18 protein-coding genes are annotated in these 21,741 nt (G+C 58.0%); 1 reads left to right on the forward strand and 17 read right to left on the reverse strand.

Annotation, left to right across the window (positions count from 1 at the left end; all coding sequences use genetic code 11):
* Nucleotides 1–5: 5 nt before the first annotated feature.
* The 15 genes from B8P98_RS31435 to tssB all read right to left on the reverse strand — a co-directional run bounded on the left by B8P98_RS31435 (nt 6) and on the right by tssB (nt 17,862).
* The gene (locus tag B8P98_RS31435; protein WP_095033199.1) at nt 6–2,459 is read right to left on the reverse strand and encodes a T6SS phospholipase effector Tle1-like catalytic domain-containing protein; all 2,454 of its coding nucleotides are present in this window, start codon (nt 2,457–2,459) and stop codon (nt 6–8) included.
* Nucleotides 2,447–2,968, reverse strand: coding sequence for a T6SS immunity phospholipase A1-binding lipoprotein Tli1-KP (gene tli1 / locus B8P98_RS15620; protein ID WP_012968404.1), 522 nt, complete (start codon nt 2,966–2,968; stop codon nt 2,447–2,449). The genes B8P98_RS31435 and tli1 (B8P98_RS15620) overlap by 13 nt, the downstream gene beginning before the upstream one ends.
* A 68-nt stretch (nt 2,969–3,036) precedes the next feature.
* The gene (locus B8P98_RS15625) at nt 3,037–3,630 is read right to left on the reverse strand and encodes a DUF3304 domain-containing protein (RefSeq protein ID WP_095033200.1); all 594 of its coding nucleotides are present in this window, start codon (nt 3,628–3,630) and stop codon (nt 3,037–3,039) included.
* Between the two features lie 57 nt (nt 3,631–3,687).
* Nucleotides 3,688–4,218, reverse strand: coding sequence for a T6SS immunity phospholipase A1-binding lipoprotein Tli1-KP (gene tli1 / locus B8P98_RS15630; RefSeq protein ID WP_095033201.1), 531 nt, complete (start codon nt 4,216–4,218; stop codon nt 3,688–3,690).
* A 67-nt stretch (nt 4,219–4,285) separates the two neighbouring features.
* A complete protein-coding gene (gene tli1, locus B8P98_RS15635) occupies nt 4,286–4,813 on the reverse strand; it encodes a T6SS immunity phospholipase A1-binding lipoprotein Tli1-KP (protein WP_095033202.1) in 528 nt (175 codons plus the stop codon).
* A 68-nt stretch (nt 4,814–4,881) separates the two neighbouring features.
* Nucleotides 4,882–5,412, reverse strand: coding sequence for a T6SS immunity phospholipase A1-binding lipoprotein Tli1-KP (gene tli1 / locus B8P98_RS15640; RefSeq protein WP_023340023.1), 531 nt, complete (start codon nt 5,410–5,412; stop codon nt 4,882–4,884).
* Between the two features lie 63 nt (nt 5,413–5,475).
* A complete protein-coding gene (locus B8P98_RS15645) occupies nt 5,476–6,255 on the reverse strand; it encodes a DUF4123 domain-containing protein (protein ID WP_023340022.1) in 780 nt (259 codons plus the stop codon).
* Nucleotides 6,256–8,625, reverse strand: coding sequence for a type VI secretion system Vgr family protein (locus B8P98_RS15650; protein WP_165453988.1), 2,370 nt, complete (start codon nt 8,623–8,625; stop codon nt 6,256–6,258).
* A 1-nt stretch (nt 8,626) separates the two neighbouring features.
* Nucleotides 8,627–11,281: a type VI secretion system ATPase TssH gene (tssH, locus tag B8P98_RS15655; RefSeq protein WP_095033204.1), complete on the reverse strand. Its 2,655-nt coding sequence runs from the start codon at nt 11,279–11,281 to the stop codon at nt 8,627–8,629.
* Nucleotides 11,282–11,545: 264 nt separating this feature from the next.
* Complete coding sequence (gene hcp / locus B8P98_RS15660) at nt 11,546–12,037, reverse strand: type VI secretion system effector Hcp (protein WP_002902160.1); 492 nt, start codon at nt 12,035–12,037, stop codon at nt 11,546–11,548.
* A 4-nt stretch (nt 12,038–12,041) separates the two neighbouring features.
* Complete coding sequence (locus B8P98_RS15665) at nt 12,042–13,748, reverse strand: OmpA family protein (protein WP_095033205.1); 1,707 nt, start codon at nt 13,746–13,748, stop codon at nt 12,042–12,044.
* Nucleotides 13,745–14,434, reverse strand: coding sequence for a type VI secretion system protein TssL, short form (tssL, locus tag B8P98_RS15670; RefSeq protein WP_095033206.1), 690 nt, complete (start codon nt 14,432–14,434; stop codon nt 13,745–13,747). The genes B8P98_RS15665 and tssL overlap by 4 nt, the downstream gene beginning before the upstream one ends.
* The gene (gene tssK, locus B8P98_RS15675) at nt 14,431–15,774 is read right to left on the reverse strand and encodes a type VI secretion system baseplate subunit TssK (RefSeq protein WP_167382670.1); all 1,344 of its coding nucleotides are present in this window, start codon (nt 15,772–15,774) and stop codon (nt 14,431–14,433) included. Before tssK ends, tssL begins: the two co-directional genes overlap by 4 nt.
* A 9-nt stretch (nt 15,775–15,783) precedes the next feature.
* Nucleotides 15,784–17,328, reverse strand: coding sequence for a type VI secretion system contractile sheath large subunit (tssC, locus tag B8P98_RS15680; protein WP_095033207.1), 1,545 nt, complete (start codon nt 17,326–17,328; stop codon nt 15,784–15,786).
* A gap of 42 nt (nt 17,329–17,370) precedes the next feature.
* Nucleotides 17,371–17,862 (reverse strand): type VI secretion system contractile sheath small subunit, encoded by a 492-nt coding sequence (tssB, locus tag B8P98_RS15685; protein ID WP_025714937.1) that lies wholly within the window; start codon nt 17,860–17,862, stop codon nt 17,371–17,373.
* Between the two features lie 599 nt (nt 17,863–18,461).
* Here tssB and B8P98_RS15690 point away from each other — a divergent pair.
* Complete coding sequence (locus tag B8P98_RS15690; protein WP_080897185.1) at nt 18,462–19,028, forward strand: DJ-1/PfpI family protein; 567 nt, start codon at nt 18,462–18,464, stop codon at nt 19,026–19,028.
* Nucleotides 19,029–19,225: 197 nt separating this feature from the next.
* On the opposite strand, the gene B8P98_RS15695 is transcribed toward B8P98_RS15690, so the two are convergent.
* Nucleotides 19,226–20,758 carry an HD domain-containing protein gene (locus B8P98_RS15695; protein ID WP_087805973.1) on the reverse strand — a complete coding sequence of 511 codons (1,533 nt, stop codon included), beginning with the start codon at nt 20,756–20,758 and terminating at the stop codon, nt 19,226–19,228.
* Between the two features lie 215 nt (nt 20,759–20,973).
* Complete coding sequence (locus B8P98_RS15700; protein WP_080897187.1) at nt 20,974–21,735, reverse strand: SDR family NAD(P)-dependent oxidoreductase; 762 nt, start codon at nt 21,733–21,735, stop codon at nt 20,974–20,976.
* Nucleotides 21,736–21,741: the final 6 nt, after the last annotated feature.

Consider the following 21,741-nt stretch of genomic DNA (forward strand, 5'->3'; position numbering starts at 1 on the left):
GGCGTTCAGACCGTTGTCGTCAGAACGTCCTCCAGCCAGCTGGCCGGCAGCGCGGCTTGCCCCCGCGCCAGCTGCTGTTCCGCTTTCCGCGCCTTTTGCTGTGCGACAACGGTTCCCGGCTCGTGGGTAAATGCCCGCAGCTGCTCCCCTCCGGGCAGCTCCGGCAGCGCTTCCCCGGTTATCTTGTCCAGCACCGCCACCTCCAGCGAGCGCACGGCGCCTGTCGCAGCCAGCCCGGCCAGCTTGCCGGTCAGGCGCTTTTGCCGGAAACTGAGCACGACACCCGCAGTCACGGTCGCAAAACCCACCAGGTCTCCGGCGAGCACCAGCGGCGAGAGCGGTTTACTGCAGCGCTCGCTGAAGTAAATCATCCGGTAGCGGAAGTAACCGGTCCACATCTCGCGCGTGCCAAGCGCGGCATACATAAACCAGGCGCGTGAGTCATGTATCTGGTCATCAAACAGCGCCCTCACCAGCCCGGCAGGCTGCTCCGCGTTGCTGGCCTCCCCGGCATCGGGAAAGAGGACGGCCACCCGGGCTTCTCCGTCACGCTTCATCCGCCGGTATTCCTGCGCTTCATCATCGGTATTGAGAACGAAAATCACCGGCTGCAGCACGGTATCCAGCACCAGCTGCGCCAGGTTCTCCGGGATACGGTAACCGTCGTGGTAATCCTTTCCGAACTCCTTCGCCGCGTCGAACAGCTGGGTTTGATCCATCTTTGGGTCAAAATCCTTCACGCCCGGCTGCAGAACGAGTTCGTCCATCCTGTCAGGAGGCTGGTTTGCTAGCTGGTTCTGGCGAGCCCTGAGCACCGCCGCCTGTTTTTCATCACGAACCTCTTCTGCCGCCTTCCGCGCGGCAGGCAGCGCTTCGGTATTCGTGGCGCGCTGATAGAAGGGCGTTTTCAGCATCGAGCCTCTGGCATAGCGGTCGATGCGCCAGGCGGTGATCCAGGCCATCTGCTCAGCAATGACGGTTTCCAGACTGCCGCCGGCGGCAGGTGGTTCGTAGTGAGAGGCTGCTTCGGGATCGAACGTTTTCGGCGTGGTTTGGCCCAGGGTGAGTTCACGCCAGGCGTTGAAGCGTGATATTAATTCCGGTGCAGCGACAAAATCTCTAATTTGCTCAGCATCAAGAGCGCGCCAACTATCCTTTCTTAAACTCTCCGGTAAACTAAATTTATTGACTTTCAGTGGCGCGCCAGCAGAAAAAGCGCTTGAATACAGGTCATGCAACACTATTTGTGACAACAGATAGCCATCATGTTTAGCATTCGCCTTCCCCTGATCCCCCGGCGGATATCCTCCACCGATATCCGAGTGCATCCCCGGGTAAACCACCTCAGTGGCACAGGGCGGGTATTTGCCGTTTGCCCGCCGCACCGAGTCCAGCGGAAAGCAGAGACGCTGCTCATGCCCGGAAACCAGGTGAACACATTTTTTTATCAGCCCGCCATAGGTTTCATCATCCGGCAGCTCCATCGTGCCGTCTGCCCAGGACATATGCCCGTCGGCAACCGGCACCACATGCGCCACCCCGACGGAGGCCACCGTATCCAGCAGCCCGAGAAACTCCACGCTGACGGGCAGCTGCATCCCGCCTGTCTGCAGGCACTGCGGCGGTTTTTCACCCTCCGCCGCCGGCGGGGGCAGCAGTTCGCTCAGCCAGCGCACAAAGGTGCGCGCCGCTGCCGCGCCGCGGGAAAAACCATAGACATACAGCTTGATGCCTGTCAGTTTCGGCTTGCCCGGCTCAGGCTGAATAATCAGGGGCTTCAAATCAGAGGCCAAATCATTCAGCAAACGAGTGAACTCTTCATAGCGGTTATGGCTGCCGCCAAACCACAGCCGGTTCCAGCTGGTACCCATTTTTTTGAGGGATTCACGGCTGGCTCCTTCGGACAGCTTTATGCTGTTGTTTTCCTTGTCCTTACTCAGGCGCATTAGCACATCAATAATCCGCAGCAGCGCCCAGTTAATCCGATCCTCACCCTTAACTGCCCCCACCAGACCCATGGTGGAATAGTCCGGGTCATTCACTTCCGGGAACGGGGTGCCCACGCCGGGAATATAAAACTTGAAGTATTTTCCTCCACTGTCTTTTACCCCATCCAGCGGCATCTTTTTGGTATCAGTGACGCCGCCGGCGGTGCCGTCGCCAATGGTGGCGCGAAACAAACGCGCGATATTGGTCGGGTGCTTCGGGTTCGCGATAAAAAAGTCATGATTTAAGTTATTGCCGGTACCGTCGAAAAACAGGCTGATGTGCAGTGTCTTGCAGCACGGCGGCTCCACGCGCCGTCCGGCAGCCAGGCACAGTTCCTGGTGATAGCGCCGCTCGTCGCTGTTCTGCTGATGGCAGTTCTGCCCAACCTGCAGCGCCCGGCCCGGCAGACGTCCCTGCGGCGGAAACGGCGGCGGGACCCAGGCGGCATGGGTTTCGGTTATTTCGGACATACGGCGGGCTCCTTCATCCTGACGGGCTCTTTTATCGGGTACGACAGACTGCCGTAGGTGTAACAGCTGGTGGTCACCTTCACGTCATCGCAGGGTAAAAAGTGCACCGTAATGCCGCACACATCCTGGCCGTTATAGTCGGGCAGCGGGACAGTTTTGCTGTGCTGCCGATGACTGGCTTTTATTTTCTTTTCCCATTCAAGATATTTATTCCAGTTTTCATATCCCGGGAAATCATCAGTTGAAGCTTCCCCACTTTCCCAGTCAATGCGTACCGTCATACCCGGCGTCCAGCGGGCGGGCACGCTGAAGCAGCAGCCGCCACCGCCACCCTGAAACGGGCCTATAATGTCGATCCCCGACTGGCCGTTGACACTGAAGTGGTTTATTGCCCATTTTGTGTGGTTGATGGCGTCAATGGTGCCGCCGCCGGCCCGGGCGGCTGGCTGTGCGCAGCCAGTTAACAGCAGCAGACCCGCCAGCAGCGGGCTGATTAATGCAGACTTCATCGGACTCTCCCTGTCGGTTTGAGGGTGATTAAGTGAGGGTGATGCCATCCCGGGGAAACGGAGGCGAGCTACTCCGGACATACGGCGAGCTCCTTCATCCTGACAGGCTCTTTTATCGGGTACGACGGACTGCCGTAGGTGTAACAGCTGGTGGTCACCTTCACGTCATCGCAGGGTAAAAAGTGCACCGTAATGCCGCACACATCCTGGCCGTTATAGTCGGGCAGCGGGACGGTTTTGCTGTGCTGACGTTTTAGTGCTTTGATTTTTTTATACCAAACTCTTTTTTGTTGGTTATATTCTGCTATTTCTTCGGTCCAGACTTTATTATCCTGCCCTTTATAATTCGGATAAGCAGGTTCAGGAATTTCAGGAATGTCTCTGGCAAATGCGACTCCACTTTCCCAGTCAACGCGCACCGTCATACCCGGCGTCCAGCGGGCGGGCACGCTGAAGCAGCAGCCGCCACCGCCGCCCTGAAACGGGCCTATAATGTCGATCCCCGACTGGCCATTGACACTGAAGTGGTTGATCGCCCATTTTGTGTGGTTGATGGCTTTTATTGTTCCGCCACCGCCGCCTCCGGCCTGTGCGGCTGGCTGTGCGCAGCCGGTTAACAGCAGCAGACCCGCCAGCAGCGGGCTGATTAATGCAGATTTCATCGGACTCTCCCTGTCGGTTTGAGGGTGATTAAGTGAAGGTGATGCCATCCTGACGTGCTACTCCGGACAGACGGCGGGCTCCTTCATTCTGACGGGCTCTTTTATCGGATAATTCGCATTTCTCGGTGACCAGCAGCTGGTGGTCACCTTCACGTCATCGCAGGGTAAAAAGTGCACCGTAATGCCGCACACATCCTGGCCGTTATAGTCGGGCAGCGGGACGGTTTTGCTGTGCTGCCTCTTTTGGGCATCAATTCCTTTTTTCCAGGCAAGGTATTTTTCCCTATCCTGATACCCCGGAAAGTCCATGGAGTACCCCACCCCGGTTTCCCAGTCAACGCGCACCGTCATACCCGGCGTCCAGCGGGCGGGCACGCTGAAGCAGCAGCCGCCTCCGCCCCCCTGAAACGGGCCTATAATGTCGATCCCCGACTGGCCATTGACACTGAAGTGGTTAATTGCCCATTTTGTGTGGTTGATGGCTTTTATTGTGCCGCCACCGCCGCCTCCGGCCTGTGCGGCTGGCTGTGCACAGCCCGTTAACAGCAGCAGACCCGCCAGCAGCGGGCTGATTAATGCAGATTTCATCGGACTCTCCCTGTCGGGTGAGGGTAATGAAGGGATGGTGATGTCACCCCGGGGAAACGAAGGCGTGCTACTTCGGACATACGGCGGGCTCCTTCATCCTGACGGGCTCTTTTATCGGATAGTTCGCATTTCTCGGTGACCAGCAGCTGGTGGTCACCTTCACGTCATCGCAGGCTAAAAAGTGCACCGTAATGCCGCACACATCCTGGCCGTTATAGTCGGGCAGCGGGACAGTTTTGCTGTGCTGGCGGTTGTTTTGTTTTAAATTATCTCTCCACTCTCTGTATTTTTTTGAATCAGCAAATCCAGGAAAACCTTCAGTCGATGCCTCACCACTTTCCCAGTCAACGCGCACCGTCATACCCGGCGTCCAGCGGGCGGGCACGCTGAAGCAGCAGCCGCCACCGCCGCCCTGAAACGGACCTATAATGTCGATCCCCGACTGGCCGTTGACACTGAAGTGGTTAATTGCCCATTTTGTGTGGTTGATGGCGTCAATGGTGCCACCGCCGCCTCCGGCCTGTGCGGCTGGCTGTGCGCAGCCGGTTAACAGCAGCAGCCCCGCCAGCAGCGGGCTGATTAATGCAGATTTCATTGGACTCTCCCTGTCGGTTTGAGTGTAATGAAGGGATGGTGATGCCATCCTGAATAAACGAAGGCGGGCTACTTCGGACAGACGGCGGGCTCCTTCATCCTGACGGGCTCTTTTATCGGATAGTTCGCATTTCTCGGTGACCAGCAGCTGGTGGTCACCTTCACGTCATCGCAGGGTAAAAAGTGCACCGTAATGCCGCACACATCCTGGCCGTTATAGTCGGGCAGCGGGACGGTTTTGCTGTGCTGCCTCTTTTGGGCATCAATTCCTTTTTTCCAGGCAAGGTATTTTTCCCTATCCTGATACCCCGGAAAGTCCATGGAGTACCCCACCCCGGTTTCCCAGTCAACGCGCACCGTCATACCCGGCGTCCAGCGGGTGGGCACGCTGAAGCAGCAGCCACCGCCGCCCCCCTGAAACGGGCCTATAATGTCGATCCCCGACTGGCCGTTGATACTGAAGTGGTTAATCGCCCATTTGGTGTGGTTGATGGCGTCAATGGTGCCGCCACCGCCGCCTCCGGCCTGTGCGGCTGACTGCGCGCAGCCGGATAACAGCAGCAGACCCGCCAGCAGCGGGCTGATTAATGCAGATTTCATCGGACTCTCCCTGTCGGGTTGAGGGTAATGAAGAGAGGGGTGTACTCAGCCAGACCAGGCTTTTCATTCTGAAGGTCTCTCACTGGTTTTTACGTCGGAAAGCCACTTCTTCATTACCCAGTCTTCACGAGCGTCATCCAGAAGAAGGCCCTGGCGTGTCGCCTCCACCATGCCTTGGTAACAGGCCGAAAACAGTGACTGTCTTGAATCAAACATGCCCGCAGGCGGAGCACAGTGCGACAACATGACGATGACATCGCTGATACACATCAGATGCTCAAGCTGGCGATCGCTGAGTTCAATTTTGGGCGCATTTTCATCGCGTTCCGGCGGGAGACCACTGCCTTTGATGCCTTTCGCCTGGCCGTCAAAATCCTGCCACGCCCAGAACAGGGCCGGACGCATCAATGGCTCTTGCTGCTCGTCACTGAGAATGTGCGTAAACAACAGCGGAAATACCCGGGTATCGTAAAAGCGTAAAATTCCGCTGCGCCCTTCCTGCAGAATATCCATACACTGCGTGAGCCAGTTCGCTAGCGCCGAAAAGGGCCAGTATGTGCAGAACAGGAGCAGCGGCGCCTGGATGGCAAGTTGCTGGCTGATATCCTGTAACCAGCGCATTTGCTCATGATCATCAAGCGTAAAGCGTGCCACCAGCGGAGCATCATCGACAATAAATGCTTCCGGAAGTCCATGAAAAAGCGACTGCCACTCAACTGACAGCGAATTCAGCGCCGGAATAACGGAAAAATCCACCCCCGCCTGATCGATAATGACATGCAGATAATCCGTTCCGAAAGCCCGACAGGTTCCGGCGACCTCTTCAATCCATTGTCTGGTCATCTATGCCTCCCGCGGCACGAAGCCCTGCGCCAGCGCCTGGGCTTTTTTAAGGCACTCTTTACACACCGATGCCGGTAGCTCAGGCAAGGGAAACGCCTCGCTGACCGGCCCCTGCAAATCATGCTGCCCCTTAAGGCTAATCACCCCCGGTCCGTGGATCTGTACCTCTCCCTGCGGGGTAAGACGGATATATGCGCCGCCGCAACCCAGGGTGATGCCATTTTTAGCCGTCAACTGCAGATGCCCCTGGGTTGACTGGACGGTGATATCTTTTAGCGCGGTCAGCGATAGAATATCGCCGTGCGACTCTACTTGCAGCGGACCTTTGGCGGAGACCAGCCTCATCCCCTCCTGTTGCGCCAGCAGTGAAATAGCCTGGCTGGCATTCAGAGAACAGCGCTGTGCCGTGGTGATGTTGACCTCTCCCAGGCTCTGCAGATACAGCCCGTTACCGCTGTGTAGTAGGGTCGTTTCCGGCGTGACTGCGGCAATCCCCTGCGGGGCCGACATCAGCAATGTCGGCTGTTTAAGATCGCTGGCGCCTGTGGTCAGTGCGCTTAATGGGCCGGTGTCTGGGATAACATTATGATGGGTTTGCGTAATGCTTCCCCATTCCGTGACCTGATTCACCGCACCTTTCAGCAAACTGACCGCCGGCTCCATCGCCAGCACCTGCCCCTGAGCCTGCGCCTGCCCGTCAGCGCTGATAAATATCCCTTTCTGTGCCCGGATAGCTCCCCAGCTGTCGGTTCTTAGCTCAAAACCGTCCCCGCGCTGCTGCTTTTCAGCATCCACGAGATGGCCGAGGTTCAGCTGGCTCTTGCCGCCATACTCCGTCGACACCTTGATATGTTCTTTCCCGCGCTCATCGTCGAGGCGGATTTTGTTGTTGGCCGGGGTGCGCAGGACGTTACGTTTGTCATTGCGGATGGTGACATGGTCGCCGTGCGCCGAGTCGTGCAGCACGCCCGCGATATACGGCCTGTCGGGGTTACCATCCTCAAAGCCAATCGCCACCTCCGTCCCCGCCAGCAGCGGCAGGTGCAGACCGTAGGTGTCTCCGGCATACGGCCGCGACTGGCGGACCCACAGGCTCTCGAACCCGGTTTCCCAGCGCGCCCGGTCAAACAGCATATTCACCCGGTAGCGCCCGTGTTTGTCGATATGCCCGTAGGTGTCGTTTTCCCGGGTGCTGGTCACGCGGGCCGGCAGCGTCCCGGCCATCACCGGACGCGCGCCGGGCTCAGGCCGGTAGCCGACGTCCGGGCTGTCCGGTATGCCGGCAAACTCCACCGCAAAGTCCGCATCGCGCCGGGCGTGGCTGTGCATCGCCGTGACGAGCACGCCATCAGCAAACTCCCCGGCCACCTCCTCTCCGCCGGTGACCTTCAGCACCTGTCCCGGGCAGAGCGTCGGGCAGCTGGTGGTGGCCTGCATCCGGGTCTGGCCGTTCAGATAACGCTCATGGCGAAGGCGGGCGTAAAACGCCCCGGACTCCGGCGCCGGATGCCGGTCATGGGCATTCCCCGCCGTCAGGTAGTTATCTCCCCAGTGGTAAGCCTCACCGAAGGTGGTGGTCTCCCCGCGGGTGACATCCACCTGCGCGCTCATGTCCGCCGTCGCCTCGCGGTAGTTGTAGTCGCGGGTACTGACCTGCTGCTCCACGACACGGTGGCGGCATGCCATCTCCCACACCGCGTCCACCCCGGCCGACTGCTGCCCGGACGGCGGGACCGAAGGCAACGTCAGCCCCTTCTCATAACCCTGCTGACTGTCGCAGAACTCAGCGACGTCGATGTGCAGCCGCGTGTCGGCGGTAAAGCGAAACCAGATCCCCACCTCACCCAGCAGCCGGGTGATAAAGCGCAGGTCATCCTCGCCGTACTGCATCACCTGCTCGCGGCGCGGATACGTTTTTGTCAGCGAGAACAGAAAATCCTGACCGCGCAGGCCGTGGCGCTCGCGGAGGATTTTTTCCACAATCTGCGGAACGGACTGGTCCTGGTAAATGGCGTTCTGGTGCGAGCGGTTAAGCAGCGCCAGGCGTGGCTGAAGCGTCAGCGCGTAGTGCGTTTCATCCCTGGAGGTACTGAGCCGTTCAAACCCCGTCACCACGCCCTGGATAACCCGCACGGGTTGCTGAACATTGATGCCGAAGCCCTGAGCCACCGGCGCCTGCAGCGTCAGGGAGGCTGCCTTCATCAGCATCATCTCTTTGCTGATGGCATGGTCTGCGCTGGTGAATTCAATACGGTAGCGGAACGGCTGGCTCAGGGCTTCATCGCCCTCGAAGGCCAGCACATCAAGCCCGGCTTCACATCCCTTCACCGAAAGCAGGTGGTGGTTATGGCTGAACAACAACGATTTCACGCTACTCATCGGATATTGTCCCCTCGTCAAACGCCATCACGACGCCTTCCTCTTCGTGATACCCCAGCGTCACCTGGCGCGGTTTCTGCCCCGCCGCCATATGGCTCAATAGCTGCTGACTCAGCGCCGGCAGGATCTGCTGATTCAGCAGACTGTCGACGTTGCGGGCGCCGGTATCCGGCAGCAGGCAGGCCTCGGTCAGCACTTCGAACAGGCTCTCGCTGAGGGTGGTGGTGATTCCGTAATGGCAAGCCAGACGCTGACTCACCTGACCGAGCTTGATCCCGACAATGGCGCGCAGCGCAACCGCCGGCAGCGGACGGTAAATCACCGTCTGGAAGCGGGCCAGCAGCGCCGGCTGGAAGTGGCCGCGCAGCACCGGGCGCAGCAGCTCGTGCAGGTCTGATTCACTGGCCTCCGGCTGTTCATCCAGCAACTGCATCAGGAGGTCGCTTCCGAGGTTGGCGGTCATCAGGATCACGGTGTTGCGAAAGTCAATTTCACGCCCCTCGCCGTCGCGCATCACCCCCCGGTCGAAGACCTGATAGAACAGGTTCATCACATCGCGATGGGCCTTCTCCACCTCATCGAGCAGCACCACGCTGTAGGGGCGTTTGCGCACCGCCTCGGTCAGGATCCCGCCCTGGCCGTAGCCGACGTAGCCCGGCGGAGAACCCTTCAGCTGGCTGACGGTGTGCGGCTCCTGGTACTCGGAGAGATTGATGGTGATCAGCGCTTTCTCGCCGCCGAACAGCGCATCGGCCAGGGCGAGAGCCGTTTCCGTTTTGCCGGTGCCGCTCGGCCCGACCAGCAGGAACACCCCCTGCGGACCGTTCTCCGGCGTCAGGCCGGTTTTCGCGGCGCGCAGGCGCCGGGCAATAGCGCTCAGGGCCGCCTCCTGGCCAACCACCCGTTTGCCGAGACTCTCTTCCAGACTCAGCAGCTCCGTCTGCTCATCTTTCATTAGCGAGGAGAGCGGCACGCCGGTCCAGTCGGCAATCACCGTCGCCACGGTGCGGACGTCGACGTCCAGCCCGAGCAGCGGATTGCCCTGCTGGACGGCAATAAGCGCGTTTTGCAGGTCGTTAATTTCCGCCTGGCGGGAGATATCGCGGCGACAGGCCAGCAGCGCCTCCGTCAGCTGCAGCTCCTGACCATACTGAGTTTCAAGGGTATCCAGCGCCAGAATAAGGCGGATCTCCTCCTGCTCAATGGCCGCCAGCCGTTCGCCGCGGGGGCTGTTGCCCAGCGCAATATCTTCCAGCAGCGCCTGTTTCTCCATCGCCAGCGCGGTGAGCTGCGCCTTCATGCGGGTCAGCGGCTCAGGCACGGTATCGAGACTCATGCGCAGGCGGGCGGAAGCGGTGTCGAGTAAATCCACTGCCTTGTCCGGCAGCTGGCGACCGGTGAGGTAGCGTCGTGACAGCGTCACGGCGGCGCGCACCGCATCATCCGTGATATGCACGCCGTGGTGGTCGGCATAGCGGGACTTCAGGCCGCGCAGCATCAGGCAGGCGGTGTCGTCGTCCGGCTCATCCACCTTGACCATCTGAAAGCGGCGCTCCAGCGCGGCGTCGCGCTCGAAGTACTGCTTGTATTCAGACCAGGTGGTGGCGGCGATGGTCCGCAGCTCGCCCCGGGCCAGCGCCGGCTTCAGCAGGTTGGCGGCATCCGCGCCGCCCGCCTGATTACCCGCGCCGATGATCGTGTGCGCCTCGTCGATAAACAGCAGCACCGGCGAAGGCGACTGCTGTACCGCCTCAATGATATTTTTCAGCCGCTGCTCGAACTCGCCTTTGACCCCGGCGCCGGCCTGCAGCAGACCGAGGTCGAGGGTGCGCACCGACACTGGCTTCAGCGCGTCGGGGACGTTGCCTTCGGCTATGCGCAGCGCCAGGCCTTCCACCAGGGCGGTCTTGCCCACGCCCGGCTCACCGACGAGGATCGGGTTGTTTTTACGTCGACGGGAGAGAATATCCACCATCTGGCGGATTTCCGTGTCGCGTCCGAACACCGGGTCAATCTGGCCGTCTCTGGCTTTGGCGGTGACGTCGAGAGTGAATTTGTCCAGCGCGTTCTGCAGCGCCGGATTGAGCCCATCCGCATTCAGTTCGCTGCCCGCAGGACGCCCCACAAATTCCACGTCCCCGCCATGGGGCTGCGCCAGCGCCGCTTCCTGCTGCGCTGGCGGACGTTCGTCGGACTGGGCATCAAGCAAGGGGCGCAGGCGTTCCAGCTGACGCTGGCCCAGCGTTAACAGCGGCCACAGCCCATCGCACTGGATCAGATTCTGTTTTTCAACCAGCGCCATCAGCAGGTGAACACTGCGGATCTGCGCTTCGCCGCTGAGCGAGGCAATCAGCCAGGCCTCCTGCATCAGCCTCAGGGTATGGTCAGAGAGCTGGGGACGATGACGTACCGAGCGCGGCTGTTTATCCAGCCAGTTCAGCAGATCCTGCCACAGCGCATCCATATCCCATTCATAGCGCCGCGCCAGCACCGTCAGATCGCCTTCCCCCTGTTCCAGCAGCTTAAGCAGCCAGTGCTCGGGCAGGATCTCGGCATGCGCCCGGGTCTGGCACAGGGAGGCCGCCCCCTCCATTGCGCGGGCACAGCAGGGATTAAGACGGCGTAACAGGCTGGCTGGATTTTCCATGAGATCCTCTCTTATTGGTTCCGGACACGCTACCGCCCGTCGCTGTTCCTGAACAGGAACCCCAAGCGCACAAGGTCAGGCAGACAGATTGTGTTTTTCTTTGCTGAGACCCCGTATCTCAGGCGCTCAGCAAAAAACGGCGGGCAGAGAAACGCTGCCCGCATCAGGCGATCGCCCGCAATAATCCCCGGCCGCAGAGATAACGATGCGGCCGGGATGAGCGAACGTCGCCTGCGCGCCAGCGGCGCGAAATATGACGGGCAATTACGCGGTGGCGCGTTCGTTCCAGCTATCGGAGTGAATGATGTTGCCGTCTTTATAGGTCCAGGTGATCTTCTCGTAGCGCAGCTCAATCTGTTCCAGATGGTTGTGCTTCTCGTAGGCGGGGTTTTTGATGTCGTGCATCAGGGGATTCACTTTCACCACCTTGACGTTCTCAAGTTTGGTATTGAAATACTCCACTTCCTGGCCGGCATCGTTGATTCGGTACCACTTGAACTCAGCGGATTTCAGGGTCTGGCCGGTGGTCACTGCCTTGTACAGGTAGGGGCTGGAGGAGTCGATCTCCTTGGTGAACAGGAACGGCGTATGAATACGCGTGCCGGTCAGTTTGCCGGTGTTGTTATCGGTCGGGATGTACAGGTTATGCTCCTGGGCCACCACTTCGATACTGCCTTCACGATCCTGAACGTCGACAGACCCTTTAATGTCCGCGCCGCCGTCGTCTTTCAGCCAAAGATAAACAGGAATTGCCATGGAATTACTCTCCATTGTGTAGTGAAGCGCCATCATCCTGGGATGACGCAGAGGGTTGGTCCGGTAACCGGCAGGCGTCTACCTGCGGCACCAGACTGATTTCGACACGACGGTTCAGCGCACGGCCTTCCGGCGTATCGTTTGTTGCAATTGGTCGGCTTTCGCCATAGCCCTGAACGGCAAAGCAGCTGTCCGGCACGTCGCCGGTATCGCGCATCCAGTCGCGGACCGATTCCGCACGTTTCAGCGACAATAGCTGGTTGGCTTTTTCCTCACCCACGCTGTCGGTATGGCCCGCCACCACGATCAGCCACCCGGGCCTGGCCTTAATGTCCATCAGCGAGCTGACCAGCCGCTTTGTCGAACCAGGCTTCAGTACCCATTTCCCGGTATCGAATAGCGACATGCTGTCAAGGCGGATGACGTTCGGCGCGACGCGCTGCACCGGCCTGGGCGGCGGCGGAGGCGGCACGTAACCGCGAATCGCCTCCAGCAACGGCAGGCGAATCTGCGCCCCGTGATACAAGCCCAGACTCAGGCGCAGCGGGACGCCGTTACGCGCCCAGCTATCAAGCAGCGCGGCATCTTCACGCAGCACCCTGACAGCGCTGGCTTTTGGTTCATAATCATCCATCGCAATCCGCTCATAACGGGCAATATCGACGCCCACGCGCTGCAGCAGTTGTCGATTGTTCCAGCCACTGCTGAGCAGCGCGGCGATAGCTGCGAGGGTGAAAATAGCGAGCGCCGCGCGCCAGGTCCTGCCCCGTGGCATGAGCCCCCGCCCTGCCGGTAATTGCGGCAGGATAAAATCCGGCAAAGCTGAAGCGTCCCCGGTGTCGCGCTCATCTGGCTGCCAGCCCGCTACCCGCGACAGGCCGCTATGTCGGGATAACCACGTCGTCCAGGCTGACGACGCCAGACTTCCGGGCAGCGAGGGTCCGAGGCCCCACAGCACTGCCGCCGGGGTCAGGGGCGGCAGGTCGGTATTCTCTTCCGTCAACACGGCAGTGACGTGCTGTTCAAACCAGCCCATCAGGCTGTTCATCAGCACCTGCTGCTCCAGCGCGGCCGCCCCGCTGGCGCTTACCCATGCCGGTACGGAACAGGGGGCGCAGGAGGGCGGCCAGGTTTTCACCGCTTCACCTGGCAGAACCGACTGCCACAGCATGACGTGGGCCATCGCGCTCCCCACCTGCCCGCCCAGTACCAGCGGCACGGCATATCCCGTTTGCTGACGCAGCTGGCTGAGTTGCCAGCGCAGGGCCAGCAGACGGCTGGTAAGCCGCTCGCTTTGCGCGTGCTGCTGCGGACAAACGCAGACCAGCGCTGACAGCTGACGACCCCACTCCGGTCGCAGATTCAACACCTGGTGCGCCATTTGCTGCAGGTCCTCTGTCTTTTCCACGCGGATCCAGCAGCCCTGTTTAACGACCCGCACCGGTGATGGCTGCGGCCAGACACACGGCAGATCGCCACAGACGAGGACGACAGGCTGGCGATAAGCGCCGCCCGGAAGATTGTCCAGGGTTGACGTGAGATTGCGCCCAGTCCGACGACTGGCGATGCGCCAGCTTCCCGCAATCAGGATCAGCATGACCAGCAGAATGAGCCACGCTCCCCAGCGGGGAACCGGTAAGAACAGCAGGCAGACCAGCGCACTCAGCAGACCGGCCCATAACGCCAGCCCGCGGTGTTGCGCCGGGCTCATTTCACCTCCCCCGGTAACCGGGTTAACAGCAGGTGAGCGAGCCAGTGGTTAAGCCCCCACCACAGGGCGAGTACCACCACCACGCTCAGGCCAATACGTACCGGCCATGAAGCCAGCCAGCCGCTTATCCCCGGACCGGCACGACTTTCTACCAGCACCGGCGAGGCTGGCGGGCAATGGAAAGGCGCTACATGTTCACTGAGTGCGTTGACCAGCCTTTGGCGCTCGGGGTCGTTAAGGGAGCGGAAGCTGCCAAGAAACCCCAGCAGCATCACCCGCTGAAAACAGGTCACCACGGCCGGGTCGGGCGCCGGTTCACGCAGGACTTCCCGCATCCGCTCACAAAGGGTGTCGCCGGCATCCATGGTGCCGAGGAAGTGTCCCTGCAGCGGAATGTCATACCACTGCAGGCAGGCATCATCCTCCACGCCGCGCCCCTTTACTGCTTCATCGAGCAGCGCGCACTGGGCGGTAAGAATATGCTGACAGCTGCGCTCATCAAGCCCGCTCGCTTTCAGCTCACGCTGTACGCGTTCGACATCAGCAATGCAGCGCTCCCACAACGTGCGCCCTTCCTCATCGCGGAACTGCGGGCCGTGGCGCAGGCTGATAACCTGCAGCCAGGTGTCCTGCAGAAGGGCATCAATATCAATCGAGGCAGCAGAGCTGCGTTCAGGCTCACTCATGTTCTCAATACCGCAAAGAGTTCAAGTTCAGGCTCGCCGAGCATGCCCGGGACGTAAAACATACAGGTGCCGCTCTGCAGCATTTCCGTCGCCAGAGGGTGGGTGACATCGAGGCTGAAATACTGATTTTCCAGACGCAGCGGAATGGCGGCCGGCACATGACGCAGCGGCGTCAGCGGCACGCCCACCCGGGAGGAGTTGACGATGGCTTTGACATGGTCCGGGCTGCCCACTTTGCACTGGCGCGGAAACTGCTCCTGCAGCCGGGCAACCGGTACCGACGAACGCACTGACAAATAGTAATCAGCCCCTTCCCGCAGCCGGGCATCGTGCAGACGCGCCTGCCAGAAGTGCAGCCGTTTATCATGTTCCAGCGCAATCGCCACCACCCGCGACGGCAGGCTCGCCTCCAGCAGGTCGCTCAGTAAATCAAACAGCGGCGGAAAGACCGCGTTCAGCTGGTCATGCTGATAGACCGGGACGGCATTCGCCTGGTGGGTCAGCGAAAAGGTCAGCAGGCTACCGGCCAGGCGCGCCAGCTCAGGATAGAGGCGCTCCGGCGGGCTCTGCCGGTAACGCAGAAAGTATCCCAGCACCGGCTCAGCGCTGTTCAGCGCATTCAGCAGCCAGAACAGTGAAACATCGGCCACGGCAAAATCAGCCATCCGTTCATTGCTCTCGCGACGCATGGCCATCAGGCGCGCCAGGCGAGCCCGGAGCTGGGTGAGCAACTGTTCAAGCTGCGTCGTCAGCCAGCGGCTTCCCTGGATTTGCAACAGCGGCGGGATAAAGGTCTCGTCGATAAACCAGGCGCCCTGCGAATCCTGCTGCAGGCGAACAAGCGGACAGGTCAGGTAATCGCTGTTGTCCTGATGGGCGAAGCGGAGGGTCAGCTCCGGCTGCATGACGGCAATCTGCCGGGTATCATCCCCGAACTGGTTGCGGACATCACACCAGCGCTGCCGGAAGCGCACCGGCCTTTCGGCCACCTCCTCCGGCTTCAGGCAGTTGCCGCCATTCGCCTGCATCAGGGGCAGCGCCAGCACGATCACCGCCTCGCCGTCCGCGCCGTCCAGTGACAGCGCGGACGGCAGCGCATCGGCATTGTCCGTATCAATCATCGTGCCATCCTGGAACCGGACCTGCAGCCTGTGAGCCTGCAGGCGGCCCAGTTTGAGCATCTCTGGGTCGAAGGTCGCCTCAACCACTCCCCAGGGGTGGTTAAGCCCCATCCGGGCAATCACTTCCGCAGTCCAGGCTGCATACGCAGCCTGCTGTTGAAAATGCTGGGGCGACACCATAATGCCCCGCCCCCACAACGGACGTTCCGTTTTCATCATCGTCCGAACCTACGCCTTCGCCTTTGGCATCTGGCTAACCAGCGACAGATTGACGTCCATCCCCTCGACCTGGAAATGCGGCACCGCGTACAGCTTCACGCGGAAGAAGCCCGGGTTATCCTCAATATCTTCCACCACCACGCTGGCATCGCGCAGCGGATGGGAGGCCTGCAGCTCGTCGCCAGGGTCGGTCATTTCAGTCACCAGGCTCCGCACCCAGGTGTTCAGCTCCAGTTCCAGCAGCCGTCGGTCCTTGGTGGTGCCGATATTCTCGCGCTGGATCATCTTCAGGTAGTGCGCGATGCGCGACAGCAGGAAGATGTAAGGCAGACGAGCGTTGATGCGGCTGTTGGCGGTGGCGTCGGCGGTATCGTACAGCGCCGGTTTCTGTGCGGAGTTGGCCGAGAAGAAGCAGGCGTAATCACGATTTTTGTAGTACGACAGCGGGATAAAGCCCAGGCTTGCAAACTCAAACTCCCGCGTTTCCGGGATCATCACCTCGGAAGGGATCTTCACCTGGTTGCCGGTGCCCAGATCGTACAGGTGGATGGGCAGATCTTTCACCGCGCCACCGGCCTGCGGACCGCGAATTTGCACACACCAGCCGTTATTGACAAAGCTCTTCACCATATTGGAAGCGAAGGAAAACGCCGCGCTGGTCCACAGATACTTTTCGTGGTCCGGCCCCTTTACCTGCTCGACATAGTTGAAGCTGCGCACCGGCACGGTGTCCGGGCCGTACGGCAGACGACCCAGCACGCGCGGCATCACCAGGCCAATGTAGCGGGCGTCGTCGGTTTCACTAAACGCCTTCCAGCGAATATATTCCGCGCGATCGAAGTAGTTGCCGATATCCTTAATGGCAGCCACCTCTTCCATGGTCTCTTTCAGGAAAAAGGCCGGACCGACGGCGCCGATAAACGGCATATGGGCGGCCGCAGAGACGCGGGAGATATTGCGCAGCAGCGCCACATCCTGCGGGCTGGCATCGAACTCATAGGCCGAGATCACCGAGCCGATCGGCTCGCCGCCGGGAGTGTCATATTCCGCGGTATAGGTGTGCCAGTAGAGGCCGCTCTGGATAAGCTCCGGCGCGTCCTCAAAGTCCTGGCGCAGGTCGTCTTTGGCGACGTCGAGGATCTCCGTTTTCACGTTCTGGCGATAGTCGGTGTTGTCCACCAGCTGTTTGAGGCCACGCCACAGGGATTCGACCTGCTGAAACTCCTGGTGGTGCATCACCGCGTCCAGCTGGCGGCTTATCTGGAAATCCAGTTCGGCGATGTGATGATCAATCAGCGTTTTGTCGAGCTTGTCCACCCGCTGGCCGGACTGGCGGATGCGCTCCATAAACACCTGCATCGCCGCGGTGAGACGTTCTGCCGCCGGCGCCTCGGAGAGCGCGGCATCGTCCAGAAAGTCGTTGATATCCCCGAGGCGAGACGCCGGGGCGAGATTAATTTTTTCAAACAGCGAGGCGTAAACGCCCTCGCCCACCCTATTTTCCTGCAGCGTGGTTTGCCCCTGAACAGGAGCATTTTCTGTGGTAACAGACATTAGCATTTTCCCGGTTAATCCATTAACAGACTTGCCTCGAAATTATTTCGGGGCAAGTGCACTCATTTCGTCACGTAATTCCTGGGACAGCGCCGGATCTTTCAGGATTGCCTCAAGCTCTTTTCTGAAAGTGGCGTTATCGAGAAGATTGGATTTGAGATCGCGTAATAAATTTCGCATTGCCAGCATGGCGCGCAGTTGCGGAATTTGCCGGGCGACCTGTTCCGGTTCAAAATCTTTGATATCGGTAAAACGCAGCCTGACATTCTCCTCTTCGCCGTTGCCGGTCAGCGTATTCGGTACGGAAAGATTAACCTCCGGGCTAAATTCTGAAAGTACGCTGTTGAAGTTATTTTTATTGACGCTGATTTTTTCTCTTTCCGATAATGGCCGGTTTTCCCTGCCATGACTAAAATCACCGACGGTAAGCAGCTTGAGCGGTAGTTCAACCTTTTTTTGCGCGCCGCCGGTATGGAGAGATAATTTGAGATTAATGCGAGCCTTGGGGACTTCATTCTGGAACGTATCAGCCATAGCAGTTCCTTTCCTTAGGGAATAATGAGTAAAGAGTTGACAGTGAAAAACGTGGCAATCATAAAACAAAAATAGATTATCGATCAACTTAACAAGAAAATTTATTAAATATATTCATAAGATGAAGATATTTTCTCTTAACAACAAGAATTACACATGTTCATTAATGGATGATAAAAAATCAATGATAAGAATAATAGATTTTGATACAGATGATATTAATGCAAAATATTAAAGCGCCCATAAAAATATAAAATATATGAATATAAATAGCGATGCCATTGTTAGCATTATTCTCTCCAGATAGCACCGCGCGTTCGTAACCCCTTGTCGCAAGGTAGGTGGATCGCGGACAACGCACCTGCGCGAAACGGCGCCGTACGCAAGGGCTTTGGTTCTTCTCAACCCCGACCGGGGCACAGTTGACGTCGTATCGTGGGCGGCCACAGGGGCTGGCTAAAAAGAGCGCCATTGCCGGAAAAACATGATGCTGATAACAAGACGCTCATGTCGCTGTCGCCGCGCTTCAGGACAGTTCGCATTCTGCGGAGCGCCAGGCTATATCTAAGACACCTTTTCTCCCACAATGAGTAACCACGATGAGCAAGAAGATCCTGATGCTGGTCGGTGATTATGCCGAAGATTACGAAACGATGGTCCCTTTTCAGGCACTGCAAATGATTGGCCACCAGGTCGATGCCGTCTGCCCGGATAAAGCCGCCGGCGACTATGTCATGACCGCGATCCACGACTTTGATGGTGCCCAGACTTATAGCGAAAAGCCGGGCCATCGCTTCACGCTGAACGCTGACTTCGCCGCAGTAAAGGCCGAGAGCTACGATGCGCTGGTGATCCCCGGCGGCCGGGCGCCGGAGTATCTGCGCCTGAATGAGGAGGTTATTAAACTGGTACAGGCGTTCGACGCCGCGCGTAAACCTATCGCCGCCGTCTGCCATGGCCCGCAGCTGCTGGCCGCCGCCGGTATTCTCCAGGGCCGCACCTGCAGCGCTTATCCCGCCTGTGCCCCGGAAGTGCGCCTGAGCGGCGGACACTATGCCGAGATCGGTATCGACCAGGCATATGTGGACGGTAACCTGGTCACCGCTCCCGCCTGGCCGGCCCACCCGCAGTGGCTGGCGAAATTCGCCGCCCTGCTGGCGGAATAATCATACTGAGCCGGCGTTTTTGCTGAGCCACCCGCCGCCCTGAGGAGGATATGCCTCAGGGCGTTGTAAAGTAACGGACGGTAGTGCTGTTTTATGCAATCCCGACAGCGACGATGCACCACGATTTCTCGCTTATCTCCAGGGTCCGGTAAACAAGCCAGACCCTGAAAGGTTTATCGCTGCCCTGGCGGGCATCATCAATTCAGCAACGCGATCTGCTTTACCACTATTTCATTGATTTTATAGATTATTTCAGGAGTTACGCGTGCTTTGATATCGCGGTCAACAAATACCCGAATGCAATATTTGATGATTTGATATTGATTTAACTTATCACCACATTCAATTAACGGTTTTATTTCGTAGCGGTTCTTAAGATCTTTCACCAAAAGCTTAACTTCGGTTTTATCCAGGTCTTTAAAGGCGCAGTCGGAGACAATATCAACGGCAAATTCATGTGGTTTGAAATGAGGCTGTAATACAGAAGTCAATAACCCGGTGAGTTGACTCTTCCACGCCTTATTTTCCTTGTCAGCGATGTTAGCTTTATAAACAGAGTGCTTGGCCTCATAGACCTTCGACCATGGGTGTCGGTTAATAATGTCATCAAGTATTTTTTTATTAACCGCTTCGGTATTGCTGATATCTATCCATTCACCAAGCTTTTCATTCAAAAAATAATCATCACTGCATGCTAAATAAAAATCCTTCAGCACGTCAATGAAGCTTTCAACGCCAGGGTCAACAATACGGTCGCTAACATCGGTGATAATGACATTTTGTGGATCCTTGCTTTGCATAAGCTCGCATAACTTGCTCAACATCGTCGCAAAGGCGCGGTTTGTTTTATGGTAATACACCTGTGAGAAAAGGCTTGAGCGCGCCCCGATAAACTCAGCGATCGAGTCAATTCCACTCTCTTTGTAAGCGAGGTACAGTTTTCCCTCTTCCTCGACAGGCACAATAGACATAAACAAGCGATTGTAATCGTAGATGCCACATTTAACCCCGGAGAAATAGCCGTCTCTGAGCAAGTAATCCATCCGATCGGCATCGATCGGACAGGAAGAGATAATCGAGGTCATTAACGGCAGGATATCTGTTGCCTCTCCATTAATTTCCTCAATGATCTGTTGGTCACCGTATCTTTTTTCGATGATTTTTAGCACGTTTTCTATTTTTATTTCGTCATCGACCTTACCCTGTTTTCTCAGATCATCATAAATCATCAGGCTGAACAGCAGCGAGAGCTGTTCATGTTCAACTTTCTGATCTGGCTTGCTTAATACATCGATGACCGAATGGAAGGCTTTAGGGAGAACATCGGAGAATTCGTGCTTACTGGGCATAAAACTCTCAAACTGGTGGGATACAGGCCCATGCCCGATGTCATGCATCAGCGCAGCCAGTCTCAACTCCTGAATGTTGTGTTTTGGTATCTGATCGATATGACAAAACACATGGCCATCATCATATTTCTTTTGATAGCGTATCGCATTGAGACGTAAATTATTGAGTATTTCACTTGATAAATGCAGTACGCCAAGAGAGTGTTCGAAGCGGCTGTGCACCGCAGAGGGAAACACCTTATATAAAAAAGAGTTCTGTTTAATATTGCGTAAGCGCTGGAACAGGGGGTGATTGATAAATGCAATCTCGAGCATCGTCAAACGAATAGTGCCATGAATGGGATCAAGAATCTTGCTGGTCAATTCATTTTCAAAATCCATATCTTTAATCCTATCATAAGTGTATTAAATATATTTAGTATATTGGCTGTTTATTCAACAATAATCTTGCGCATTCAGGCAATAAGGTCAATCACTACTCTTTAATGAGCAACGCGGCAGATTTTATTTCCTTATCTCTGCTCAGCGTTGCGCGATGCCGGCATCCTCTGCCACACCGATTGACTAAGGATGAAAACGGCAGCGGTTTTCTCCGCTCAGATGCGCATTCCCCCGGAGACTTCAATTCGCTGGGCATTCACCCAGCGATGATCCTCAGATAGCAGCGAGGCGATCATCGGCCCGATATCTTCTGGCAGGCCAGGCCGGCCCAGCGCTGTCATCGCGGCGACAGCCTGGGCGACCTGCGGGTTATCCCGCACCGCCCCGCCGCTGAAATCGGTGGCGATGGCGCCGGGCGCCACGCAGTTAACCGAGATCCCGCGACTGCCCAGCTCAAACGCCATATAGCGGGTCAGGGTTTCCACCGCGGATTTCATGATCGCATAGGGCGCCCGGTTCGCCATCACGATGCGGGTCAGTCTGGACGAGACATTCACTATTCGCCCGCCGTCTGCCAGCAGCGGCAATAGTTTTTGGCTGAGGAAAAAAACGCCCTTCACGTGGATACGATACAGCGCATCGAATTCCGCTTCCGTGGCGTTAAGAAAACCCATGCCGCTGGCGTTGCCGGCGTTATTGACCAGATAATCAAATTTACCGGCACCCAGCTCCGCCAGCGCGCCCTGAAAGGCGCTAACAAACGCGTCAAAGGTGTCGATGTCGCCGGCGCTGAAGGGCAGCGCGATCGCCCGGGCGCCCAGTGCTTCAACCCGTGTAACCACCTCGCTCGCCTCGACAAGACGCGTTTTGTAGGTCAGTACTACATTTACGCCGCGCTGAGCCAGCGCTTCAACGGTCGCGCGCCCCAGGCCGCGGCTGCCGCCTGTCACCAGGGCAATTTTTGCGCTATTGTTCATGTTTCC

This window comes from Klebsiella quasivariicola (assembly GCF_002269255.1).
GTDB classification, from domain to species: Bacteria; Pseudomonadota; Gammaproteobacteria; order Enterobacterales; family Enterobacteriaceae; genus Klebsiella; species Klebsiella quasivariicola.